The organism is Agrobacterium tumefaciens (assembly GCF_031801495.1).
GTDB classification, from domain to species: Bacteria; Pseudomonadota; Alphaproteobacteria; order Rhizobiales; family Rhizobiaceae; genus Agrobacterium; species Agrobacterium tumefaciens_K.
This window is the reverse complement of record NZ_JAOEGC010000001.1, coordinates 1,741,809-1,764,219: the sequence shown is the minus strand read 5'-3', so window position 1 is coordinate 1,764,219 and position 22,411 is coordinate 1,741,809. Positions and strand designations below refer to the sequence as shown.

The 22,411-nt window shown below is 53.5% G+C and carries 16 protein-coding genes; 5 read left to right on the top strand and 11 right to left on the bottom strand.

The features are described from left to right. Positions 1-7: 7 nt before the first annotated feature. The 4 genes from N7578_RS08210 to N7578_RS08195 all read right to left on the bottom strand — a co-directional run bounded on the left by N7578_RS08210 (position 8) and on the right by N7578_RS08195 (position 7,097). Positions 8-367, bottom strand: a complete 360-nt coding sequence (locus tag N7578_RS08210) for a hypothetical protein (RefSeq protein ID WP_311109782.1) — start codon at positions 365-367, stop codon at positions 8-10. A gap of 202 nt (positions 368-569) precedes the next feature. Continuing rightward, positions 570-2,822 (bottom strand): DEAD/DEAH box helicase, encoded by a 2,253-nt coding sequence (locus N7578_RS08205; protein ID WP_311109781.1) that lies wholly within the window; start codon positions 2,820-2,822, stop codon positions 570-572. Continuing rightward, complete coding sequence (locus N7578_RS08200) at positions 2,785-4,107, bottom strand: ATP-binding protein (RefSeq protein WP_311109780.1); 1,323 nt, start codon at positions 4,105-4,107, stop codon at positions 2,785-2,787. The genes N7578_RS08205 and N7578_RS08200 overlap by 38 nt, the downstream gene beginning before the upstream one ends. Then, positions 4,104-7,097, bottom strand: coding sequence for a TerB N-terminal domain-containing protein (locus tag N7578_RS08195; protein WP_311109779.1), 2,994 nt, complete (start codon positions 7,095-7,097; stop codon positions 4,104-4,106). The genes N7578_RS08200 and N7578_RS08195 overlap by 4 nt, the downstream gene beginning before the upstream one ends. 299 nt (positions 7,098-7,396) lie before the next feature. Here N7578_RS08195 and N7578_RS08190 point away from each other — a divergent pair, with 299 nt between their 5' ends. Then, the gene (locus tag N7578_RS08190) at positions 7,397-10,813 is read left to right on the top strand and encodes a TM0106 family RecB-like putative nuclease (protein WP_311109778.1); all 3,417 of its coding nucleotides are present in this window, start codon (positions 7,397-7,399) and stop codon (positions 10,811-10,813) included. A 28-nt stretch (positions 10,814-10,841) separates the two neighbouring features. Here N7578_RS08190 and N7578_RS08185 read toward each other — a convergent pair whose 3' ends face one another. The 7 genes from N7578_RS08185 to N7578_RS08155 all read right to left on the bottom strand — a co-directional run bounded on the left by N7578_RS08185 (position 10,842) and on the right by N7578_RS08155 (position 18,335). Further along, positions 10,842-12,347, bottom strand: a complete 1,506-nt coding sequence (locus N7578_RS08185) for a mechanosensitive ion channel family protein (protein WP_311109777.1) — start codon at positions 12,345-12,347, stop codon at positions 10,842-10,844. Between the two features lie 203 nt (positions 12,348-12,550). Beyond that, a complete protein-coding gene (locus N7578_RS08180; protein ID WP_311109776.1) occupies positions 12,551-12,925 on the bottom strand; it encodes a carboxymuconolactone decarboxylase family protein in 375 nt (124 codons plus the stop codon). An 83-nt stretch (positions 12,926-13,008) separates the two neighbouring features. Then, entirely contained in the window at positions 13,009-13,488 is a 480-nt protein-coding gene (locus N7578_RS08175; RefSeq protein ID WP_311109775.1) for a DMT family transporter, read from the bottom strand. A 13-nt stretch (positions 13,489-13,501) separates the two neighbouring features. After that, the gene (locus tag N7578_RS08170; protein WP_311110088.1) at positions 13,502-14,968 is read right to left on the bottom strand and encodes an amidohydrolase family protein; all 1,467 of its coding nucleotides are present in this window, start codon (positions 14,966-14,968) and stop codon (positions 13,502-13,504) included. Positions 14,969-15,022: 54 nt separating this feature from the next. Beyond that, complete coding sequence (locus tag N7578_RS08165; protein ID WP_311109774.1) at positions 15,023-15,274, bottom strand: hypothetical protein; 252 nt, start codon at positions 15,272-15,274, stop codon at positions 15,023-15,025. Positions 15,275-16,113: 839 nt separating this feature from the next. Beyond that, entirely contained in the window at positions 16,114-16,731 is a 618-nt protein-coding gene (locus tag N7578_RS08160; protein WP_311109773.1) for a response regulator, read from the bottom strand. Then, the gene (locus N7578_RS08155; protein WP_311109772.1) at positions 16,728-18,335 is read right to left on the bottom strand and encodes an ATP-binding protein; all 1,608 of its coding nucleotides are present in this window, start codon (positions 18,333-18,335) and stop codon (positions 16,728-16,730) included. The genes N7578_RS08160 and N7578_RS08155 overlap by 4 nt, the downstream gene beginning before the upstream one ends. 306 nt (positions 18,336-18,641) lie before the next feature. Here N7578_RS08155 and N7578_RS08150 point away from each other — a divergent pair, with 306 nt between their 5' ends. The 4 genes from N7578_RS08150 (at position 18,642) to N7578_RS08135 (ending at position 22,020) form a co-directional block, all read left to right on the top strand. Then, positions 18,642-18,941, top strand: a complete 300-nt coding sequence (locus N7578_RS08150) for a helix-turn-helix transcriptional regulator (RefSeq protein WP_311109771.1) — start codon at positions 18,642-18,644, stop codon at positions 18,939-18,941. 108 nt (positions 18,942-19,049) lie between these two features. Next, positions 19,050-20,288 carry an MFS transporter gene (locus N7578_RS08145; RefSeq protein ID WP_311109770.1) on the top strand — a complete coding sequence of 413 codons (1,239 nt, stop codon included), beginning with the start codon at positions 19,050-19,052 and terminating at the stop codon, positions 20,286-20,288. Beyond that, the gene (locus N7578_RS08140) at positions 20,288-21,361 is read left to right on the top strand and encodes an NAD(P)H-dependent flavin oxidoreductase (protein ID WP_422646676.1); all 1,074 of its coding nucleotides are present in this window, start codon (positions 20,288-20,290) and stop codon (positions 21,359-21,361) included. Before N7578_RS08145 ends, N7578_RS08140 begins: the two co-directional genes overlap by 1 nt. Before the next feature lie 95 nt (positions 21,362-21,456). After that, complete coding sequence (locus tag N7578_RS08135; protein WP_311109769.1) at positions 21,457-22,020, top strand: hypothetical protein; 564 nt, start codon at positions 21,457-21,459, stop codon at positions 22,018-22,020. Positions 22,021-22,411 lie beyond the last annotated feature (391 nt).

The window sequence follows — 22,411 nt, the reverse complement described above, 5'->3', positions numbered from 1 at the left end:
TACCACTTCACATACCATACATGCGGTTGTGTTTGTCACGCTGAACCCTCGCCGCCTGCAAAGCTCCTGCAGGCAAAGAGAAATCACCTATGTATCCTCCAGGCCCATAGAGGTAGGAGCGCAACCAGATTTTGCGGCCATTCACGACGCGGAAGAAAGTTACAGCTACATAGCCGGGAAGATCATCCGCACCCACACAATCGAACCCATCGAAGTCATCGAGAGCAACATGGACGTCATCATTTGCGGAAAAGTCGGCTACATCGAATTTTGAGGTAAGCTGCCCCGTACCCAACAATATGTCGTTGCTTACCAACTCAACATAAAAAACGTAGCGAGTTTTAAAACTTTTGATCAGTGCCGTCATCCGAGTTCCCTCATAAATAACGCTCTTTGACTAAACCGGATGTCTGACCAAAACTTAAACTACTCCTGCGGGAACAGACTTTTGATGAAAACTTTTAGGGTACAGATGTTTCTCCGAGAGATGTGACACGTTGAAGACATAAACGCGCCTCATCCAAAGCGCTCGGAGGCAAACGTGAACCGAGGTTGGACAGACAACCAGATCACAAGACCATATTAGCGGCTATCTCAGGCAAAGCCTCATATTCCAGACGTTCCGTGATCGTAAGCGCCGTCATCAACTCCAAGGTGAGAAAGGAATCAAACTTGGCCACATGGGGCTGAGAAACGCCGCTCATCAACGTTGCGACGGACGGCACTTTCCCCGCAGCTAGGTCCCGTAGATGTGTTCGTACGCCGTCGGCGGTGCAGGCAGTGAGTTCGATACCGTGGTTGACTTCCGTGATCTGAAAATTCGCACTCTGCAATGCCAGTGAAAGCGTCTTCAGCTTTCTAGTCCCAACCCACGGCAACACAATCACGCCATCGCCAAACTCAATAGTCGATGAGCTTCCTAAACCAAGCTCGTTATATGTTGCCCTTGCATCATTCAGCATCTCTTGAGCGAAGCTATCAATGTATGGGAAGCGTTCGTCTCCACTGAGAACACTACGCATTTCCTGCACTACACGGTCATGAATAGCGCCGCCCGTTCCGATGAACTTTGGGGGTTTCCCCCCCTTGGCTGCCTTCACGTGTATAATCCGGGCCGCGTCATCAACGGTGATAACCCGCCAGCGCCTCCCCGAAAAGATCAACGTCTCGCCGGCTTTCAGACCCGAGTCGAGCGGATAAGTGCCCAGAACACGGTTATCGTTCAATATTCGGTACTCGCGTGGTGTCACGAATACTGGATAAAATTCGTATGATTCAGTGATCTTTTCGCCACTGGCTCCAATCATTAGCAGTCCATCAGGCGATTGTTCAAGCAGCTTGTTTTCCTCTGAACCCATGCACTTCAGTAAGTCGACGAAAAGCGGCCTATCGACCGTTTTGAAGGGCCCCCGCTCACAGAGTACCTTCCATGCAGTAGCTGGCTGCACACCGCCCGTCTGGACGACCAAGGCGAGCACTTGATGGAGTAGTGTTGAAAGATGTAGACCAGTTGGCGACGGGGGCTCACACCATCCCGCTTTTAAGCACTCGATCATCGCGATAGACTGAATCAGATCGAGGTTCAGCCTATCTAGGGGATGCCCTCCGCGAGAGGGCGGCGGCTCAATGACAAAAATTCTAATGATTGCCGGGCTTCCAGCGCGCCGACCAGAGCGACCCAAGCGTTGCCGAAGTGACGAGACAGAAAACCCCGGCCCGATCTGCGCGACGCTTTCAACGTCGCCTATGTCGATGCCCAACTCGAGTGTCGTCGTTGCAACCGCCGTTGTCGGCCTCGGATCATCCCTCAGCCGAACCTCGACGTCCTCTCTCACTTCCTTCGAGAGGCTACCATGGTGCGGGAAAAACTCGTTTGGGACTCGCTGGCCTTCACACATCCTCCTAAGCCGATCAGCGAACAGCTCCACTCTTTGGCGCGACCCACCAAAAATCAGATTCCGTCTGCCTCGGAGAAAACGAAATATGTCAGTCGCCAATCGATCTGGAATGCCGTGAATCTCGGCTTCATCCCCGCCTCTGTCATAGTCTGTCAGTTCATTGTCGCCATCAATTGCAACAGTCCCAGGTTCTGGTTCTCCAGAGTAATACCCCCTCACTTGCAGTCTTACGCCGCTCCCTTCATCATCTCCCTCTATCCGAACCACCTGTGCTCCCTGAGAAGGTCTTAGCGCTTCAGCGGCGAGTTGCATGTCTCCCAACGTTGCCGATAAACCTATCCGATCAATGCGATCCCGGCCGCAGGCAACTTCGATACGGGTCAGAATGGATTGCAACTGCATGCCGCGCTCACTTCCAATGAAAGCGTGCAACTCGTCGATTACGACCGCATCAAGCGATGCGAACAGGAAACGAATTTCCCGACCTCGTCGCACTAGCAAAGCTTCGAGAGACTCGGGCGTGATCAAGACGATACCGCTAGGGCGCTTTCGTGCCTTTGCCTTAATGTCGGCTGACACGTCGCCATGCCACTTGTGAAGTGGGATATCGCACGCTTCACATAGGCTTTCCAAACGACGGTACTGATCGTTTATCAATGCTTTGAGAGGACTGACATATAATACGGCGAAGCCGTCCCAATTATCTTTGGCTAAGACTCGGGTAAGTAACGGCAACATTGCCGCCTCTGTCTTTCCAGCCGCCGTTCGAGCAGAAATGACGACGTCACCGCCGTTCAAGACCGCAGGTATGGCCTTCTCCTGGACATCGCGGAGCCGCTGCCATTTCTGCTGCCAAATCCACTTTTGAACGAGTGGGCTAAGGCTGTCAAAGGCGGAACGTGGCAAGTTCGTCATCACCTTCATCGGAATCTTCTGTTTCCTCTTGGTCGATCGAACCCTGCCGGTCTTCAAGCACGGAGACCTCCGTCAAAATTTCATTCCATCGCACTTCCGGGTTCTGCTCGAGCACTGCCAGCAGATCGACGAAAGCTTTGACTGTATTACGTGGAGTGCGGAAGTAGGCGTCACCGATTGTGTTTGAACAATGATCCATGAACGCTATGAGCGCGTCGTCGGGAACCAAATATTTATTTGCGTCACCACCGGCAAACACATCACGTAAGCGCTCGAGCAAGTGAAACAACTCTTCAGGAGTGAGGCTGGGTAGATTGATTACGGGTCCCGAGTAATCAGTTAGTCCACCAACGGCAAAGCTATTCTCGGCAAGCCTGCTTTGAAGGGCTTCGTACGAGTAAAGGCCGCGCCGTGTGTCGAGCAAAAATTCCGGCGTTCCTCCGAGGATGAACCCGATACCCTCAGTGGTGCCTTGCAACACATCATTTAGGATTCGCAATATTTGCTCGTAGTTTTGTCTTCGAGCTTGAGCGTTTTGCAATTTGTATAAATTGACCAGTTCGTCCAACGTCACAAGCAATCCACCGAAGCCAGCAATCCGAACGAAACGAGCAAGGAGACGAAGACCATCGTAGAATGCCGCGTCGTCTATTATCGTCCGTACACCAAGATCGGTGCGTGCCTCGGTCTTTGTTGTATATTCTCCTCTCAACCACCGCAGAGCATTATCCTGTAAAGTATTGTTGCCTTCCTCATATCCCCGGGCATAGGCAGCGACGACCGTAGCGAAGTCGTACCCCCCTACCATCTCCCTGATGTCGCCGAGACCGTTTTTGACCGCAGCCTCCACCGGAATACCGGAAGCAACTGCTCGTTCAGTCGCCTTCTGGATATAGCTCTCAAGAATGTTTCTTATAGCCCCACCGTCTGGGGCAGTTCGGGTTGAGAGACTTCTGGCTAACTCAGCATATAGAGAGCGCGCTTGGCCGTTTGAGGCGTGGATGCGACGGTCCGGTGAGAGGTCTGCCTGACAAACCGCTAGCTTACTTTGAAGGGCGATCTGCCGAACGAGGAAAAGGAAGAAAGTTTTACCTGCGCCGTAGGACCCGATAACAAACCGGATACTTGCCCCACCCTGCCCTATGCGCGTGATATCGCGGATTACGGCTTCGATCTCTCGTTGCCGTCCGACTTGGATATGCTGTAAACCGAGCCGCGGCACAACACCTGCCCGCAGAGCATTTATGATTGTATCGCGGTCACGTGGTTTGATGGCTGGCGGTTTAACGGTCATGCGGATAGGCTTTCTTTAACTTGTTCAGATTGCGTCACAGATGTAGATGTCAGTAGATGCATGTTGATACCGACCGGATCGTCACCCTCGATAAGGAGGTCGTCAAAACGATCCAGAGCCCATTCATTGATTGCTTCCTTAGCAGCGCCAGGCATTAGGCCCGCATCGCGCACCAAATGCTCGAAGTCAGCGGCCGACCAAGACTGCCGTGCGACAAGCTCTGACAGAAGGAGTCCAAATCGTTGCTCCAAGCCGTCAAAAAGTTCGCTGGACGAGGTCGCGTCGCTTGGAATCTGATCTGCCGCGACGGAGACGTCATCCTCTTCTTCAGTGAAAATATCGGCAAGAACGCTGGAGGTTACGAGTGTCTCAGAACGAATACTCTTCAGCCGTGAAAGGTCAATTCTCTGGCTCGTCGCGCCTGGATTGACGCCGTTAGAAACAGCGGCATCATTCGTGTCTTTCAGAATCCGACTAGAACCGTGTAGCCTGTCGTATAGGTCGTCTGTTGGAAGTCCCATTCGCCGGAATATTGTCTCCAACTTCCGGATTTCTTCCGCATGAAGTTCACCGTCCGCCGTAGCCATGACTATCAGTTCGTCCGCAATTGCCTCCCGTGCATCGGACGGGACGTCTTTGAGACGTTTCATCCAATCTTCGAGCCTCTCTGGATTTGTTTCACTAAGTCGCACCTCGGCTATCAATCGCAGCCGGTCATCTTCCGTCAAACCAACAGCTTGCGATATTTTCTCGAGGATGGCGTTTCGCTCATTTTCATGGAAGTCACCGTCGGCGAACCCAACAACCATACCTAACATTAGGCTAAGCTGAAGCTGTCTGAAGCGCGACGTCGCTTCTCCAACCTGATCGGATTGTAGAGGAAACAGAATTGCCTTGTCGTCTGCTGCCGCCACCTTAAAAGCAAAGGCGGGATCGAATGTGACGCCTAGATTAAATGATGCACATAGCTGTGCGATTTCGCGCAGCTTTCCCTTCGTCGGCGCATCTCCGAGGCTGACCCCCGTGACGGAAGCAATTTGTGCCACTGTCGCAAATGCCTGTTGTTTTGCAATGTTATCCAAAACAGTTACAGGCGAACCGGCGAGATTTTCGGCCTCCCCTCGGCGTAAAGACGAGGGCAGTTTCGAAATTGCTGATAGATTTGGCTTCAGTCCCGGTAACCGACCCACTGCTCGACTGAACTCTTCCAACTCATCGGTACATTTATCGAATATTTTTCTCGCGGTATTGATGGGTTCGGAACGATCGGTGACGTCAGGAATTGCACCTCCGAGTACGTCGACATCGACTTCGAAGGTACCGCTGCAGGCACGGTATCGCTTCTTCAACGCCTTCACTCGTCCTGGCTTCATCACGTAGCCGTCGGGATAACGTTCTTCCGCAGCGGCAATAAAAAGCGTCCTGAGTATCTCCGGTGCACGTTTAGCGGGAGTGCGCACTCGGGTCTCTGGGTGGGTCAGAACAAAGCGCAACAACAAGTCTGGCTCAATCGGTCGCTTATCGCGGACCCGAACTCCAATCGCGATCTTTATGGCTGTTGGGACTTCGTATCCATTTCGCTGCAGGCTCGCGATTAGCGAAGGTGACTGCTCGCCACTTCTAAGCTCTTGCGCAGATAGCAACTCGCTAGCGTAGCGATTGAACGACCCATTATAACCGTAGATTTCAAGCAGTCTTTGAACTTCGGATACGACCTCGGCGTTTCCCGAGGCTAGAGGCTCTAACATCAACCGACGCTCAAGACCATAGAAATAGAGGAAGATGTATCCAATGTACGTTTCTGGGTTTGACCGATCTCCGGCCAGCCATTCAAGGTAAGAGTATCTAGCTGAAGGTGTGAGCTGAGCGTATGATGGCCAATACCCCATCGTCTCACCACTTGGATCACCAGATTTCGCGACTTTTTGCCTTGGGTCAATTAAACAGTTTTCTTGGTCGCTCCACCCACCTTGCTTAGGTAGAGATGAGCCAACGTAGATAAGACCTTTTGTGATGGTGAATGGTCCAACCGTAATCGGGCTCTCAGGTGCCACCCATACCGAACTTCCTCTGGTATGAGGCATTGCTGGTCTACGGTCGTCCTTCACACTATTCCGAGTTACCCAGTCGTTCACCAGCTCGTTGTGTGTGGCAAGCGGCCCAGGCTTTTTAATCGCCGTACCGGATTCCGGTGAAAGAGTTCTCGGAGCGATGATCTCAACCAAGGTGTCATTGTCTGTTTCGGCGCTCGCAGCCACAGAGTGTTTGTGTTGGACGAACGGCCGAGGATTGGTCGTACTGATTTCTACATAAGGCATAGTGCTCGGTTGAATCGCTTTTGGACTTGCAACGCGTTTCTTCCTCCCACGCCGCCACACCACTACGAGAAGAATGACACCTCCCCAAAATGCGACTTTTCCAAAAGTAGACGCTGCTTTGTTCCCTCGTGATCGCGACGGTTCATTACCATCTGCGCGCGGAGGTGGCAGAATATTTCCTGAAGCGCTCGTGGACGGCGTACTGGGGTCTACGGCAGGTGTCAAATCGCCTACATGCTCAACATCGTCAGAGTTCTGTTTTATCTCTGTAGCTGGCAGGGCCTCGTTTGTCGGTATTGTTTTATTGGCTGTCGAGCCTTGAATGGGAGGTAAACTCGCGCGATCGACCTTTGGAGCGACTCCGAAAGACGGAGGAGAACTTTCACTCGTTGCCGCAGTATCTCCTGCAGAACGTTGTGGAGGTGCCACAAGGGCTTTCAGCGTTGTCTCATCGACAACGCCGGTTGTCGGTAAGCCCTCACTCGTTTGGAACGCCTTTAGTGCAGCAATCGAGCGTCGTCCCCATACACCGTCCACTGTGCCGACAGCGTACCCTCTGTCAGCCAAAGCCTGCTGGATTTCCCTTGGAGTTCGGCTTTGGGAAAGCGCTTCCCCACCTAACGGAAGTAAGAGTATTCCCAGCGCCAATGAAAACAAAGCTAGACTTCGCAAATTCTCCACCCCCTGTCTTGGTGACAATATACACGGAGTACTTGTGTAACCAAGAGAGAAGAGCGAGATTGAGTTTCCGTTTTGGACTAACTTGGAGACTGGCACCCGGTGAGTAAAATGCCCGTGAAATGGATTTGACATCGCGGCTTTCGGTTAAACACCAAACGGTTCAATCGGCCTGGAAACGATCTGGAAGTCGGCGTTCTACTCACTACGCCTGAAAACAACGCCCGTCGAAGCTTATCCGTGGCTGGAATGCCAGAGGCTCAAAATCCTGGACTCGCAGAATTTGTAGAAACATGTTGGAGGGGACTTTGAGGAGCAGAACTAATAAAATCGAGCTCAGTGCATCAGACTTAGTCGGCTTTCTTAACTGCAATCATATGACGAACCTAGACCTTAAAGTGGTTCACGGGGAACTCTGCAAGCCCACTACATACGATCCGTTTGTTGACACACTCCGAGAACGTGGTTTCCGCCACGAACAGGCGTTTATAAAACGCTTGATCGAACTCGGCCTTTCCACTGTGACGGTCGAGGGCGTCAGTATTGAGGATAGCAACGTAGCTGCCACCATCGACGCGATGACCCGTGGTGTTGACGTGATCATTCAAGGTGCCCTGCGCGCAGGGCAGTGGGCGGGACGGTCGGATATTCTCCGGCGCGTTGAAACGCCAAGCCGCTTTGGCTCTTGGTCTTACGAGGTATACGACACCAAACTGGCCCAAGAAACAAAAGGCGGGACCGTTCTTCAACTCTGTCTCTATTCCGATCTTCTGGCGTCGACACAATACGCTCCACCGGAGAACGCCTACGTTATTGTACCTTGGTCCGATTACACCCCCAAAATGTACCGGATGGCAGATTACGGAGCGTACTACAGAAAGGCAAAATCAGCGCTAGAGATGGCCTGTACTTCGGGAACCTACACCAGCTATCCTGAACCGAACATGCACTGCGACATCTGTCGATGGTTCGATGTTTGTGAAAAACGCCGCCGGGAAGATGATCATCTGAGTTATGTCGCGGGCATCACGACAAATCAGATGGTGGAGCTGCGCAAGATTGGAATAGACACACTCGGCAAGCTTGCGACGATCAAGTTAGAAACACGCTGGAAGCCTGAACGCGGGACACGTCAGTCCTTTGAAAGGAGTAAAGAACAAGCCAGGATTCAGTTTGAGGCGCGATCCGAAGGCGCTCAAAAGTTTGAACTACTGCCCGTATTGCCTGGCTTTGGGTTGGCCGCCCTCCCAGAACCGAGTGAAGGGGATATATTTTTCGACATCGAAGGTGATCCATTTGTGGGGGAGCACGGATTAGAATATCTTTTTGGCTATAGTTTTGAGGGAGCAAAACGCGAGATAACTCATGTCTCTGACTGGGCATTTGATCGCGCTGCAGAGAAAGAAGTCTTCGAGCGTTTCGTCGATTTCGTGACAGAACGACTTAGAGAATATCCCCAACTCCACATTTACCATTTTGCACCCTATGAGCCCGCGGCTTTGAAACGTTTGATGGGAAGATACGCCTCTCGAGAGAGCGAGGTAGACCAACTTTTACGTGGGCAGGTGTTCGTAGACCTCTACAGCGTCGTTAGAAATTCAGTACGCGCGAGTGTTGAAAGTTACTCGCTCAAACGACTTGAGCACTTCTACGAGTATATTCGCGCGGTTCCATTGAGGGATGCCAACCGAGCATTGACTTCTTTTCAAGCTGCCATCGAGCTCGATGATGTTGCATCAATCAGCGATGCGGAAAAAGAAATCATCGAAGGCTACAATCGCGATGACTGCATTTCAACAATGTCACTTAGGGATTGGCTTGAAAGGCAACGTGAGAGGATAATTGCCAACGGCAGTGAGGTATCACGCCCTTCCCCATCGAACGGCGCAGCAAGCACCGACATTTCAGACCAACAAGCAAAGGTCGCCGAGCTTACTGCAAGACTTCTCGACGGTATCCCTGTCGACCCTCTTGACAGAAATGACGAGCAGCAATCCCAGTGGGTCTTGGCTAATACGCTTGATTGGCATCGTCGCGAAGAGAAAGCAACTTGGTGGGAGTATTTTCGGCTCGCCGAATTGAGCGTTGAGGAGTTGCTGGACGAAAAATCTGCACTCTCTGGTCTCGTCTTCTTGGAAGAGATACCGGATGGGAACTCGAAAATTCCTATCCACCGTTATTCCTTCGTCCCGCAGGACAGTGATGTACGGGTGGGGAAATCGCTTCAGCAAGTTGGCGGGGGTAATTTTGGTAAGGTGATCGACATCTCGTCAGAGAATGGCACGGTTGATATCAAGAAGACAAAAGCAACACTTTCCGTTCATCCAGCGGCTGTCTTTATGCACGAGGTCGTCCAAGCTAAAGAACAAGCTGCAGCTCTTATCAGGGTTGGCGATCATGTGGCAGCTGCGGGCATGTCAATAGACGGCCCATTCCAGGCCGCACGGGACCTGCTGCTTCGACGGCCGCCCACACTATCATCCGGCACGCTTTTAGAAGATGGCGAGTCTACGCTCGATGCGGCGGTAAGGATCGCTCAGACCATGGAACGCGGTGTACTTCCAATACAAGGCCCGCCGGGGACCGGAAAGTCACACACTGGTGCGAAGATGATCTGCCAGTTCGTCAAGGACGGCAAGAAAGTCGGGATCACGGCCAACAGCCACAAGGTCATCCGGAACCTTTTGGACAAAGTTGTCGAGGCCAGCAGTGAAATCGGATTAGACCTCCACTGCGTTCAAAAGCCAGGTTCCGACAACCCAGAAAAAGCGACAGATAGAATAATGGTGGCGAAGGATAACCCTGACCTATTCGGCTCACTAAGATCGGGACAATGCCACGTAGCCGGAGCGACAAGTTTTTCGTGGGCTCGAGAGGAAGCTTTCGAGGTTCTGGACGTCTTGTTTGTTGATGAAGCTGCGCAGATGTCACTAGCCAACGTCCTTGCTATCTCACATGCTGCGAAGCGTCTCGTACTACTCGGCGATCCCCAACAACTCGATCAACCTACACAGGGTACGCATCCGGACGGCGTTGGCGTTTCCTCGCTTGAGCACGTTCTAAACGGGAAACAAACGATTGGCCCTACCCAAGGGTTATTTCTGGCTAACAGCTGGCGAATGCACCCATCTATCTGTGAGTTTAACTCCGAGCTTTTCTACGAATCCAAACTTTCAAGCGTCGAGAGCTGTAAGCGACAGGTGTTGCTTTCCGATAGTGGATTCAGCGGGGCGGGTCTTAGATATGTTCCCGTCGACCACGGGGGCAACACAAGTTCCTCAATCGAGGAGGCCGACGAAATTGTCCATATTGTCAAGACGCTTATGTCAACGAAGGCGAAATGGGTTGACCGTCTAGGCAGAGAGCACCTTCTATCGGAGGACGACATTCTCATCATCACCCCCTACAACGCCCAAGTTCTCGAGATACAGAAACGCCTACCGGGTTACCGGGTAGGAACCGTCGACAAGTTCCAAGGTCAGGAAGCACCTATCGCGATCTACTCGATGTCTACCTCAAGCTACACCGACGCCCCTCGAGGCATGGAGTTTTTGTACAGTGCGAACCGTTTCAACGTCGCCGTCTCGCGCGCCAAATGTCTAGCGATTTTGGTCGCCTCACCCCGAATATTTGAAGCTGAATGTAAAACGCCGAGACAAATTCAGCTAGCCAATGCCTTCTGTCGTTACTTGGAGAAAGCTATCGGTTAGATTATCAGAAATACGCACGTTTGTTCGCTTACAATCTAAATAGGTGTTTGATTTTCACCGACAGCGAGCTGGCGTTATGACTGGAAGTGGTTCTGGCTGACATGATACGCATCTGCTCTTCGGCTTGTGTCCGGGCCGACAGGAGCGCAGCCAACTCGTCTGCAATTGCGGGTCGATCCCGCATGATGTCCGCCAAACGTTGCTTGGGTATCTCGTAGATGACCGACGCAGTCAACGCGCGGATGTCCCCCAGTTCAAGCGCCCCCATTAGGACTCCTCTTTCGCCAAAGATATCTCCGGGTGCAAGTCGCTGAAGCTCAGCAACTATTCCCTCTTCCGCCTCCTCGATCGCCATCACACCGCTGCGAAGGATCATAAGCGATGTAAGCGCCGTTCCCTGATGTGCGACGATATCGTTCTTTCGAAAGGTCAGCCTGTTCATTGTCGCGGCGAGACCATCCTTCTCCTCTGGGGTCAATGCCGTAAAAAGTTGAATGGTGTCCATCAACCGTCGCGCTGAAGACTGTGTTGCTGCCTTGCTTTCAATTGGCGTCTGCGACACATGTATGGAGCCCGGACGGTCCGAAAGCTGTAAACCTGCTGCCTCAACATGGCGGAAAACAAGATCGTAAAGCTCGTTCCGAGCAGCGGGTACCTGCGCCAAATCTCCCACACGGAAAGAGAGTTCTACATCCAGCGAAGATCGATCCATCGTCAGAATATTGGCAGATGGTGCTGGTGCCTTCATTATCGAGTTACTGCTGAGGAGAACACGTTCCATCGCCTGTAGGATGATTGCTGGTGGCTTGTTTGGCAGGAGGCGAACAATCAGCGTTGCGCCGTGGGACCTGTCCGGACCACTGATATTGGTGATGCGACTTTTTGCTAGCACGCTGTTCGGTACAACTACGAGGTCGTTTGTGAGACTTAGGAGTTCTGTTGACCGCCAGTTCGTCTCGACGACGCGCCCTTGCGTGTTCTCGTCAACAACAATCCAGTCTCCTACTGAGAGCGGGCGACCAAGGTTCAGGGCGATACCTGAGAAGACGTCGTTCAGCGTGCTTTGCAGCGCCAAACCGAGAATAATCGCAAGCGCTCCGGAGGTGGCGATGATCGTACGAACAGGTAGGCTGAACACGTAGGAAATCACACTTAATGTCGCGCCTACGTAGATTAAACCGACAACAAGGTCCTGAAGTAGCCTCCCCTCTTTAGGCTTGCGCTCGAATATTAGAAATGTGCGAACGAGGCTGGCAAGTAGCATAGCACCACCTCCCCACCAGATTGCTTTCAATAAGCCTGATGCTACCCGGTCAGAAACATTGTCCGGAGATATATCGGGAACGTAAGGCGGGATACGGTGATAGAGCAAAAGTGCCGTTAGCGCCGCGAAGAAAAGAAGGTTGGCGACCAGCTTCCCAGCGCCACTCTCGCCTGTCAGAAGACGCGCAAGCAACCTGAAGACGACGAGTATGGCAAATTGCACGATGGGCTGATTGAAGAGCACTAAGAGATAGTCTGTGCTGCCTTCCATCGCGCAACTCCCCATCTGATCCATCACACAGCAAGGCTAAGTGCGGCCTCTCACAATGACACCGCACTGCCCCGTGCACCGGGATTCCGATCAGATATCGAAACGCAAAACAACTATACGCGAGTATGGTGAGGGAGACTCCTTTCGCAGTCGCCTTTCAGCAATTGCGGCTTGTGGCTATACGCGCGCTCGTCAACTCGAACTCACTCCCCGAACACCTCTTCCGCGACACGCAACGCTGCGATCCCGGCAGGCAAACCCACACCGAGCGCAACCTGGTTCAGAATGTCGACGATCTCCATCTTCGTCAGACCAGCTTTTAACGCCGTGCCAATCCTGAACTTCAGGATCGGAGCTGCAGTCGCGCCGAGGGTCGCGAACGTTGCGATTGCGACCGCCTCCTGCATGCGGCGGTCTAGGCTCGTAGTGGCCATGACATCACCAAATTCCCATTCAAGCGCCCTTCGAGCAAAGTCGGGAGAAATGCCATCGAGACTATCGATGAATGCCTGTGCAGGAAAGCCAGCGAGTTCTTCGAACAACGCTTTTCCCTTTTCCAGTTTGCTGTCGAACGACATAATCGATCCTTCATAAATGTTTATAGGAGCGTTGTGTTCGTCGCAGGTTCTTCAGAAACCTGCGACCTACGTTCTTGGTTGTTTCAAGCGGCGTGACCAAACCAACTGAGAGCACGGTCGCCGAAGAGGGTCACGAGTGCGCCCCCAACGACGAACAAAGCTCCGGTCAACTTGATTGCACTAATGGGACGCAACGCAGCGTTCAGAAGTCCAAAGTTATCGATGACTAGGGACGTCCCCAGTTGCCCCGCAACGATCAGGATGAAGAGGTTTGCCAGACCGATTTTGGGGGCGAGGAAAACGGTGCAAAAGATCGCGCCGGCCCCAAGCAGACCACCCACCAATTTCCAGGGTGCTTGCGACGGAATGAGTGACAACGCTGTCGTCATCCCGCCATGCAAAAACGCGATTATTCCGAGTGCGATCGCCCCTGTGGCGAAGGAGTAAAATGCCGCACTGAAGACGTTTCCACCGATCCCGGCGGATAGCTGTGCGTTGACCGCTGCTTGAACGGAAATCGCACATCCCGCGACAACGGCCAGTGCAAAATAGAACCCTAACATCGTGCTCTCCAAATCAAGGGTGAAGTGCGAACTCCTCGGCGAAGATATCGTCACGGAAGCCGACCGCTTCGAAGAGGTAGGATCGCGAGCTATTGGTCGCGCGGTGGATTTTCGGCATATCAACACCCGTCAGCTTTCCACCGCTTTTACGGATCGTTCCACCGACGATGACCGTCTCCACATTCCCACGATCCGCAGCGCCTGCGACAGTCCCGACAGCATTCGCCGACGGATAGAGGTTGATATCGTTCGCGTTTATGATGACGATATCGGCTTGCTTGCCAGCCGTTAGACTGCCAATTTTGCCGTCGAGCCCAGCTACGCGGGCACCGTCAATCGTTGCTGCGCGGAGGACATCGCGCATTGAGACGGGCTTCGGCGCGTCCTTGTCGCCACGGACCTTTTTGGTCTGCGCTGCGCTGCGTTGAAGATAGAAAGCCGTGCGCATCTCCGTAAACATGTCGCCGCCGTAAGCACTCTCATTGTCAATGCTGAAGCCGGGACGGAGACCGTGATCAATTGCGTCCTGATACCCGAAGAAGCCGGATTCAAGGGCCCAGTGAGCGTCCGACCTTGGGCAGACGTCCACCCTCACCCCCTGCTCCGCAATGATGCGCCAAGCTTCGCTGCTCAACCCGGTGCAGTGATTGAATATGTTGTCCTTGCCAAGTGCTCCGGCTTTCTGGAAGCCGACCAGCATGTCCGACATTTCCTTGCCGAAGAACTCGGTGACGAGATCAAGACCTAACTTGCGCCCCACGGCCCATTGATCCGCATCTGGGGCGGTCATCATTGCCATGGTAACAAGATCGCCGGCGTCAGAGAACTTCTCCTTCTGCAAGACGGCGAGATCATCGTACCAACTGTCTTTTTCCCAATTTCCGGCGAGCGGCGCACCTGGGGCGTGCACGGCGCGGATGCCAGCTTCTCGCAACGCTTCGACTGCCGCTCTCGCATGATCGATTGATCGGCTGTTGTGGGAATTGTCGATAATCGTTGTGATGCCAGCGTCAATGCACCCGAGAGCAGTCAACAAATTACCGATGTACATGTCCTCCGGCCTGTACTTCGTCGCAAAAGACAGGTGCGTCCCTTCAAGATAGTTCATGAGATCAGCAGAGTTCGGGTTTACGCGACGTAGCTGGCCTTCCCAGGCGTGACGATGGGTATCCACGAACCCCGGGATAATGATCTTGCCAGCCGCGTCCAAAACCTCGGCGTTAGAGGCTTCTATCTCGGGAGCGACCTTGACGATTTTGTCGCCCTTGATGAGAACGTCGCCCCGAGCGAGATCGCCAGTTTTTTCATCCATGGTGATAATAGTACCGCCCTTGATCAGGAGCGGCGTTGCGCTGGATTTTGTCCGGATCGGGCTAGGTGTCGAGCTTGCTTTGGCAGGGTTGCCATTGCCGGAAGCCGCAAACGCCGCCGCGGTTAATGCAGTCGCTCCGGTTAGGAAATTACGACGAGTGGGTGTCATTTTTTGCACCTTTAATTGAATGCTAGAATTGATGTTCGCATAAGCTCGTTCGGCTCACGATTTTCCTAAGCCGGCAGGCACAGTTCGACTGATTAGCTTGATGCTGTGGTCCGCTTGGACTTCGTAGGTCTCAACCATCTTCATGTTTCCCATGGCGAACCTGGGGTAAAATTTGCTGCCAACAGGTGATTTTAGCAGATAGATCGGCGCGGGGTGCTTGTAGGTAATACTCCCCGGTATTGGCTCCACAGCATAGCTCGGCGAGGCGAGAAGAACGGCAGTTGCGGCTACAGCGATCGCCTTCATGGCTTGGTTCCTTTCGGAATTGGGTGCGTTCAGCTGGACGTCGCGAACGGTTAATTTCTGCTGCCGATATGAATCCGGCCGCCGAACAGTACGACCTGCCCAATCCGTTGTTTTGAATGTTTCCGATATTCGTTGTGCGACTGGCTAAGCGAGCGCAGGGAATAGATGGCCTGCACAGCACGTTTGCGGAAGCCAAAAGGAAAGGAACTCAATGTTCAAAATAAATGAGCAATCGCGCGCTCGGTTTTCCCATGCGGCGTTAGAACGTGACCGCGTTCAACCCTCTGGCTAATTATTCAATATCCCGGCCGTCCGAGATCGTAGGCTCTCCATCGTAACAACGATTAGGAGGGAGCGATGCAACGGCAGTTGAGAACACAGCCTCCTGAGGCCTTCCCCACATATCCGATATTCTTGGTAATGGGAGCGATGGGGTGCCTTGTGGCGTACCTGATCCTTGCGACCAATTTCTTGGCGAGCGCCCCCACTGCCAGGGTTTATTTCTTCGAGTTGGATACTGAACGCAAACGCAGGCCAACTCCCACCACACCTAACTGTAGGGAGCGGGCGTCATGCACATCACGTGTCAAATAGCCCCGCGTTCAGAGGGGTTTGCTTATCGACTTCATGAGGTTTGGTCGGCACCATTTTCGACGGTTCAGACTGCATTATCGGCCGCGAGGTCTGCTGCAATCGCACTGGGGTCAACTGTGCCGCGGGTGAAGATCGTCTATCCCGACGCGGATGGAGCGTGGGCTACCGAATACATCGACCCTTCCGCAACGCGGGAAGCGTCCGTCGATTACGACGTGATCAATCAATTTTTCAAAGGGGCGAGTTTATAGGCGGTCCTTGATGGGATCGATCAAGCGTATGAGTTCGATGATTGATCCTGCCTGCATTTTTCTCATCATGTTGGCACGATGCACCTTGATGGTGACCTCAGTCAAGCCGAGCTCGTGCGCTATTTGTTTGTTGAGGAGTCCGGATGATACACGACGCAGAACGTCTTTTTCTCGAGGCGACAAACTCTCGACAAGCGCCTCTATTTCAATCAGTTGTCGCGCAGCCTCTCGGCCTGTGCGGTTCAGCTCAATCGCTTTATCAATCGCCGCCAAGAGTTCATCAGCGTCTAACGGCTTCGACAGGAAGTCGACGGCTCCGGCCTTCATCGCGCGCACCGAAGTCGGGACGTCACCGAAGCCGCTTATGAAAACAATTGGTAGGTTCTGTTTATCTGCCGCGAGCCGCTCCTGAAGCTCAAGGCCGTTTAGGTCGGGCAGTTGGACATCAAGGACAACACAGCTGGGTCGGTCGGGCCGAGCGTAATTCAAAAGCTCGCTTGTGCGACCAAAAGATACGCTGTCTATTCCCGCACTCCGTAGCAGATCGGAGAGCGCGTCGCGCACGCTCTCGTCGTCGTCAACTATGAAGACGAGCGGAGCAGCTCCTGTCATAGTGTTGAACCCACCTGAAAATTCTGCGACGACTTAGAAAACTCCGGCAGCGTGAATTCGAATGCTGCACCTCCGCCAGGGTTGTTACAGGCTTTGATCCGCCCGCCACGGCGCTCGACGGCACTCTTGGCGATGGAAAGTCCCAAGCCCATGCCGTCTTTCTTGGTCGTGACAAGGGGAGCGAACAATCGGTCAGCGATGTGTTCGGATATTCCGGCACCGTTATCGGAAACCTGTACAGATACTTCGCCTGACGGAAGCGTTTGCGTTTTGATGACGACACGTTTTCTCTTCGCATCAGTATCTCTTACGGAGTGCACGGCATTTGAGAGCAGGTTGACCAAGATTTGTTGCAGTTCCACTCGCGGCCCAGCAACTTCGGTTGCGTTACCTTCAAGGCGCAATTCCACCCGCGCTCCCGATGCGACCAATTCCTCCTGCATCATTTGGACAACTTCCTCGATGAGGCGGTCAAGGCAAACCGGTCCCGCCGGTACCGAAGTGCCAGACGACATTCTTGAACGAGTAAGCGCTATGATTTCACCCGCCCGTCGACCGTCTCGAAGCACGAGCTCAATTGAGCGTATCGCAGACTCCACATCTGCTTTACCCGCCAACCGGCGTAACGCGGTCTGCGCATTCATGGTGACGCCTGTTATGGGCTGGCTCAGTTCGTGGGCGATCGTGCTCGCCAGTATGCCCATTTCAGAGAACCTTCTTGCGGTCTCCAACTGGACATTCGCCTCCCTCAAATCAGAGATCATTTGTTGACGCTCTGTGACATCCATCATGCCAACAATCACGCGTTCAGACCCGCACTCGCGACTATGAAAGCGGATTGCGATATAGGCCGTACAAACACGACCGCGAGGGCCTCGGATTTTGGCCGTGCCTTCATAGCAACGCTGGTCGTCAAGCACTGCCTGCATCACGTCGATGAACGGTGACGTATCCTCTGAGAGGAACTTCTGAAGACACCCAAGCAGCTCGTCTTCGGTTTCCGCGCCCAACATCTCCAAAGCCGCGCGGTTTACAGCGCGGGTCGTTATCAGGTTCGCAGCCGTGTTAACAAAATCGGGGTTAAGTGCCGCATGCTCCGCAACGCTTGTTACCCCGGCGTCTCTCAGTTTTCTTACAAACTTCACGATGTCCGTGTAGTCCTGTTCCCACAACGCCACCGGACTCAAATCGAACAACGCCTGAGACCTGCGACGCTCTTTCTCAAGTTCTTTGCTGAGTGCGGAGACCTTCGATTTAAGGCGGAACGCAACGGTCAGCAGCACGGTGATGGCTGTGATCGTACCCCAAGTAGCCAGTAGCTCGGGCACGGTGGTTCCTGGATGCAGACGGTCATGTCCGATTGCGATCGCCACCAACGAAAGCATCGCAACGCAGGTAGCTGAAAGCGCAATCTGCCTGATGTGCCTGGCGTTTAGAGCAGGAGTTAAGCCCACGGCGTAAAGCATCGGCGCAAGTCCCGGAATCGAAGATTCCAAGTGAAAGGCTTGCAGAGCGAACCCGAGCGCGGCCGAAGTCACTCCAAACACAAGCTTTTGGCGATCCGACACTTCGGCGCTAGCTGACATCATTGGCAGCAAGTACATCAATCAATTCCTCATTCCGAAATGCCTGCCGACAGGACACTCCGCTGTTCCGACCTGACGTAATTGGGCTCCGAGTAGGCTGAGAGGATAGCTCTTCTCCAAATCTCGTCTTGTACGTCAGAACACGGATTTGGATTGAAGCCTCGAACGAGCTGACCCGGACGTCTTCCCTAGACAGCCTTTTGACAGTCCCCGTTCAATGGTTTGCCAAAACGTTCAAGACGGAGACCCCAAACGTGAGTTTCCATAAAGGTAGGCACAATATAGCGATGGACATCGATTAGTCGATATGCTAATTGTTAAATTATGGATGAGATTGTTGAGAAGGCCAGCGCTCTGGCGAATGCCAACAGGCTTCAGATAGTCGAATGGCTGAAGAAACCGTCAGCATATTTCGGCCCGGAACATCCCGTGGACGAAGCAGAGGGCGTTTGTGGGCTATACATTGCAGAGAAGCTGGGGATTACCCCAGCCACCGCGTCTGTTCACCTCAAGATTCTCACCGCGGCCGGGTTTATCCGCCCCTTGCGGATTGGAAAGTACACATACTTCAAACGCGTGGAGAGCGCCTTCTCTGACTTCTCGGAGACCCTCTTAAAAATCTAAGGCGCTGAGAGGACCCTCGCGATCACCTTTAAATAGAGAGACGCGAGGAGAACCGCGGTGAGCACAGCTTCATATACTGGCGACACTAGGGCAACAGGTGGGCGATGGATGGTTGTTGCCCTCGGCTTCGTGACACTCGCGTTCTCCTTCACAGTTAGAGGGTCACTCTCGCTCGCGATGCCCGAATGGCAATCTGAATTTGGATGGAGCCGCGGGACGGTCTCATCGATCGCGGCCGCGGCCATGATTGTGATGGCCATCGTCGCCCCTTTTGCAGGTAGCGTGGCCGATAAGCGGGGCCCCAGATTCCTGCTGTCTTTTGGACTACTCACCATTGCTGTCGGACTGGCATTGGTAGTTTTTGCTTCTCCAGGCTCGACCAACTGGCTTCTTCCGTTTGGGTTTGCCGTTGTGGCAGCCATCGGTTTCGGGGCGATCGCTCAACATGTCGTCGCGGCAGCTATCGCCCAAAGATTTGAAACAAACCGTGGCCTTGCAACGGGTATTGGTACAGCCGGATCGACAGGTGGCCAGCTTCTACTCATGCCAATCGTCGCCGCGATGATGCAGGCGGGTGACTGGCGATCCTCGTTTGTCGTGCTGGCCGTCGGCTGCCTTGTTCTCATCCCAGTAGCTGTTCTGTTGCTCAAGGGGCCTGCGGTGCGATCCCTCGACAACTACGATGTCGCGGAAGGAACCCACGGTGCAAGCCTATCCAGAAATCTCAAGACGCTGGTAAAAAGCCCGGTCTTCCATATCGTTCTCTGGAGCTACACGATCTGTGGTTTCACGACCAGCGGCGTTATAGAAACGCACTTGATGCCTTATGCTGCATATTGCGGATTTGGCCCCCTTCCAAGTGCCACTGCTTACGGGATTCTCTCGGGCGTCAATCTCGGAGGCATGATCCTCGCGGGGTGGCTTGCCGACCGCTATAACCGCCCTCTCCTTTTGACCGTTATCTACACCATCCGCGCCGGGGCATTCATTCTCCTGGCCTACGTTGGAACCGACTACAGCGTTCTTCTGATTTTCGCGGTGCTCTTTGGTATCTTCGACTATTCGACAGTCCCCGTGACCGCCAGCTACATTGCGAGCCGTCTGGGCGTCCACACCCTCGGTCTCTCCATGGGGCTCCTATCAGCTGGCCACGCATTAGGCGGCGCGGCGGGTGCGTGGGCAGGCGGATTCATCTTCGACGTCTCCGGGAACTACACTATCGTTTGGTTTGCATCGATGGCTTTGGCTCTTGTTGCCGCTGCTCTTGTTGCGGGGTTGAAGGACGACAGCCGCCCTGCCCCGTTTCGCCGACCCGATCCGCATATCTCTGAAAGGACTGTTCCCTGATGGAATGGAAAGATCGCAGAATTATTGACCTCTTTGGAATTGACCTACCAGTCATACAAGCTCCCATGGCGGGAGCGTCTACACCGGAAATGGCGGTAGAGGTTTCCAATGCAGGCGGGCTTGGCTCGATCCCAAGCGCGCAATACTCTGCGGAGCAGCTCCGGGATATTCTTTCCCAGGTAAGACGTCAGACATCAAAGCCGATCAACGTAAACTTCTTTTCGCACGTTATGCCACAAGCCGATCCTGCTCGGGATATGCGTTGGAGAGGACGTCTTGCGCCGTATTACGTAGAGCTGGGACTGGACCCTTCCGCTCCACTTCCGACTACCGGAAGGAAGCCCTTCGACACCGCATTTTGTGAGGTCGTCGAGGAACTACGCCCGGCGGTGGTAAGCTTTCACTTTGGCCTCCCGCCGTCCGAACTTGTCGAGCGTGTCAGGAATACGGGGGCGAAAATCATCTCCTCTGCGACGACAGTGTCTGAAGCACTTTGGCTCGAAGAAAGGGGCGTAGACGCCGTCATCGCCATGGGCTTCGAGGCCGGCGGCCACAGAGGCAATTTTCTCTCATCGGATATGTCCACGCAGGTGGGAACGATGGCGCTCGTTCCGCAGATCGTTGACGCGGTAAAGGTTCCCGTCATCGCTGCTGGGGGAATCGGGGATGGCCGAGGCGTCGCCGCGGCATTGATCTTGGGTGCGTCGGCGGTACAGATCGGAACTGCCTACCTGTTCAGTCCGGAAGCGAAAATTCCCGCAGTACACCGCAAAGCGCTTGAAACAGCCTCCGATGATAATACCGCCCTCACAAATGTGTTTACCGGCCGACCAGCGAGAGGAGTTGTGAACCGGATCATGCGCGAGGTCGGACCGCTTAGTGAGCTCGCGCCTGCCTTCCCCACAGCGGGATCAGCTCTCGCTCCTCTGCGAAGCGCTGCAGAGGAAATGGGAAGCGACGCTTTCACAAATCTCTGGTCTGGTCAGGCTGCGAAGTTGTCGCCACACATGCCAGCTGCCGACCTCACACGAAATCTTGCAGAGGAATCGGCAGTGCTCTTGGGATGTCTATAGCCGAGGCAACTTGGGCTTGCCGGGGCCAGGCCGGCCGCATAACATTTCCAGTGCAGGTATAACAGCCGCTGGCTGAACGTAATCGGAGTGTATTAGTGCCCGAAATAGATGAAGAGTTCGACGCGTTTGTGGATCGCGTTTTGGAGAAAGACAGCCCGTTTGAGCCCCCTCCAGAATTGCAACTACGGCCGAGCCAATGGAAGAAATCGCTTAGCGACCTATATCAGGTAATCGAAGCGTACTTAGGTCGCCATGTTCGCAGGGGCGCTATCAGGATAAAGTATAAGGAAACAGAGCTCGACGAGAGGTATCTTGGTTCCTATTCGGCTCAAACAATGATTATTGAAATCGGTCGTCAAAAAGTCGAGTTGGTACCCATCGGCACCTTGATCATCGGTGGGCGGGGACGCGTCGACGTCAAAGGGCCTTTTGGCGATGCGAGGCTCGTTCTTGTGCACAGAGACGTTCGCCGACCAGAAGACCTAATTAAGGTGAAGGTCAACGAAACACCTCAGGGACGACGCAGTATTTCAGTTGAAAATGAAGGCGATTTTGATGAATTCGCCTGGAAAATTGCAACACCTCCGCCGAGAGTGGTTTTTGACGCGCTCACTGAAAAATCCTTTCACGCAATGCTTATGGAAGTCGTGAATGCCTAGTGGCGTTAGCTTTTCAAATCAGCACATTGAAATCTCTGATTATTCCGATCACTTCAACGACGTCTCCGACTCCTTGAAGGACTTTTTTGACCCCTCTGGACCGAGATATGTTGTCCGGTGGGCTATGATGACCCCGCGGGAGGTCACCTCGCGTTTGAACAACAGGCTTTCTGAGTTCGAGCTGACATCATCTTTGGCGTTGTTGAGCGGAATCGAGGCATTATTCAGGATCGATTATGCCAATCGTGTTGATCAAAGGTTACGCGATCCACTGTCGAGGGCGTTCCGGGGGCTACACAAAAATCGACAAACGAGGGTCAAGTTGGAGGATCAGATTCTTGATCTGTGGAGGGATCATACAAACGTCGATCCGCGGGATGTATCCAGCTTG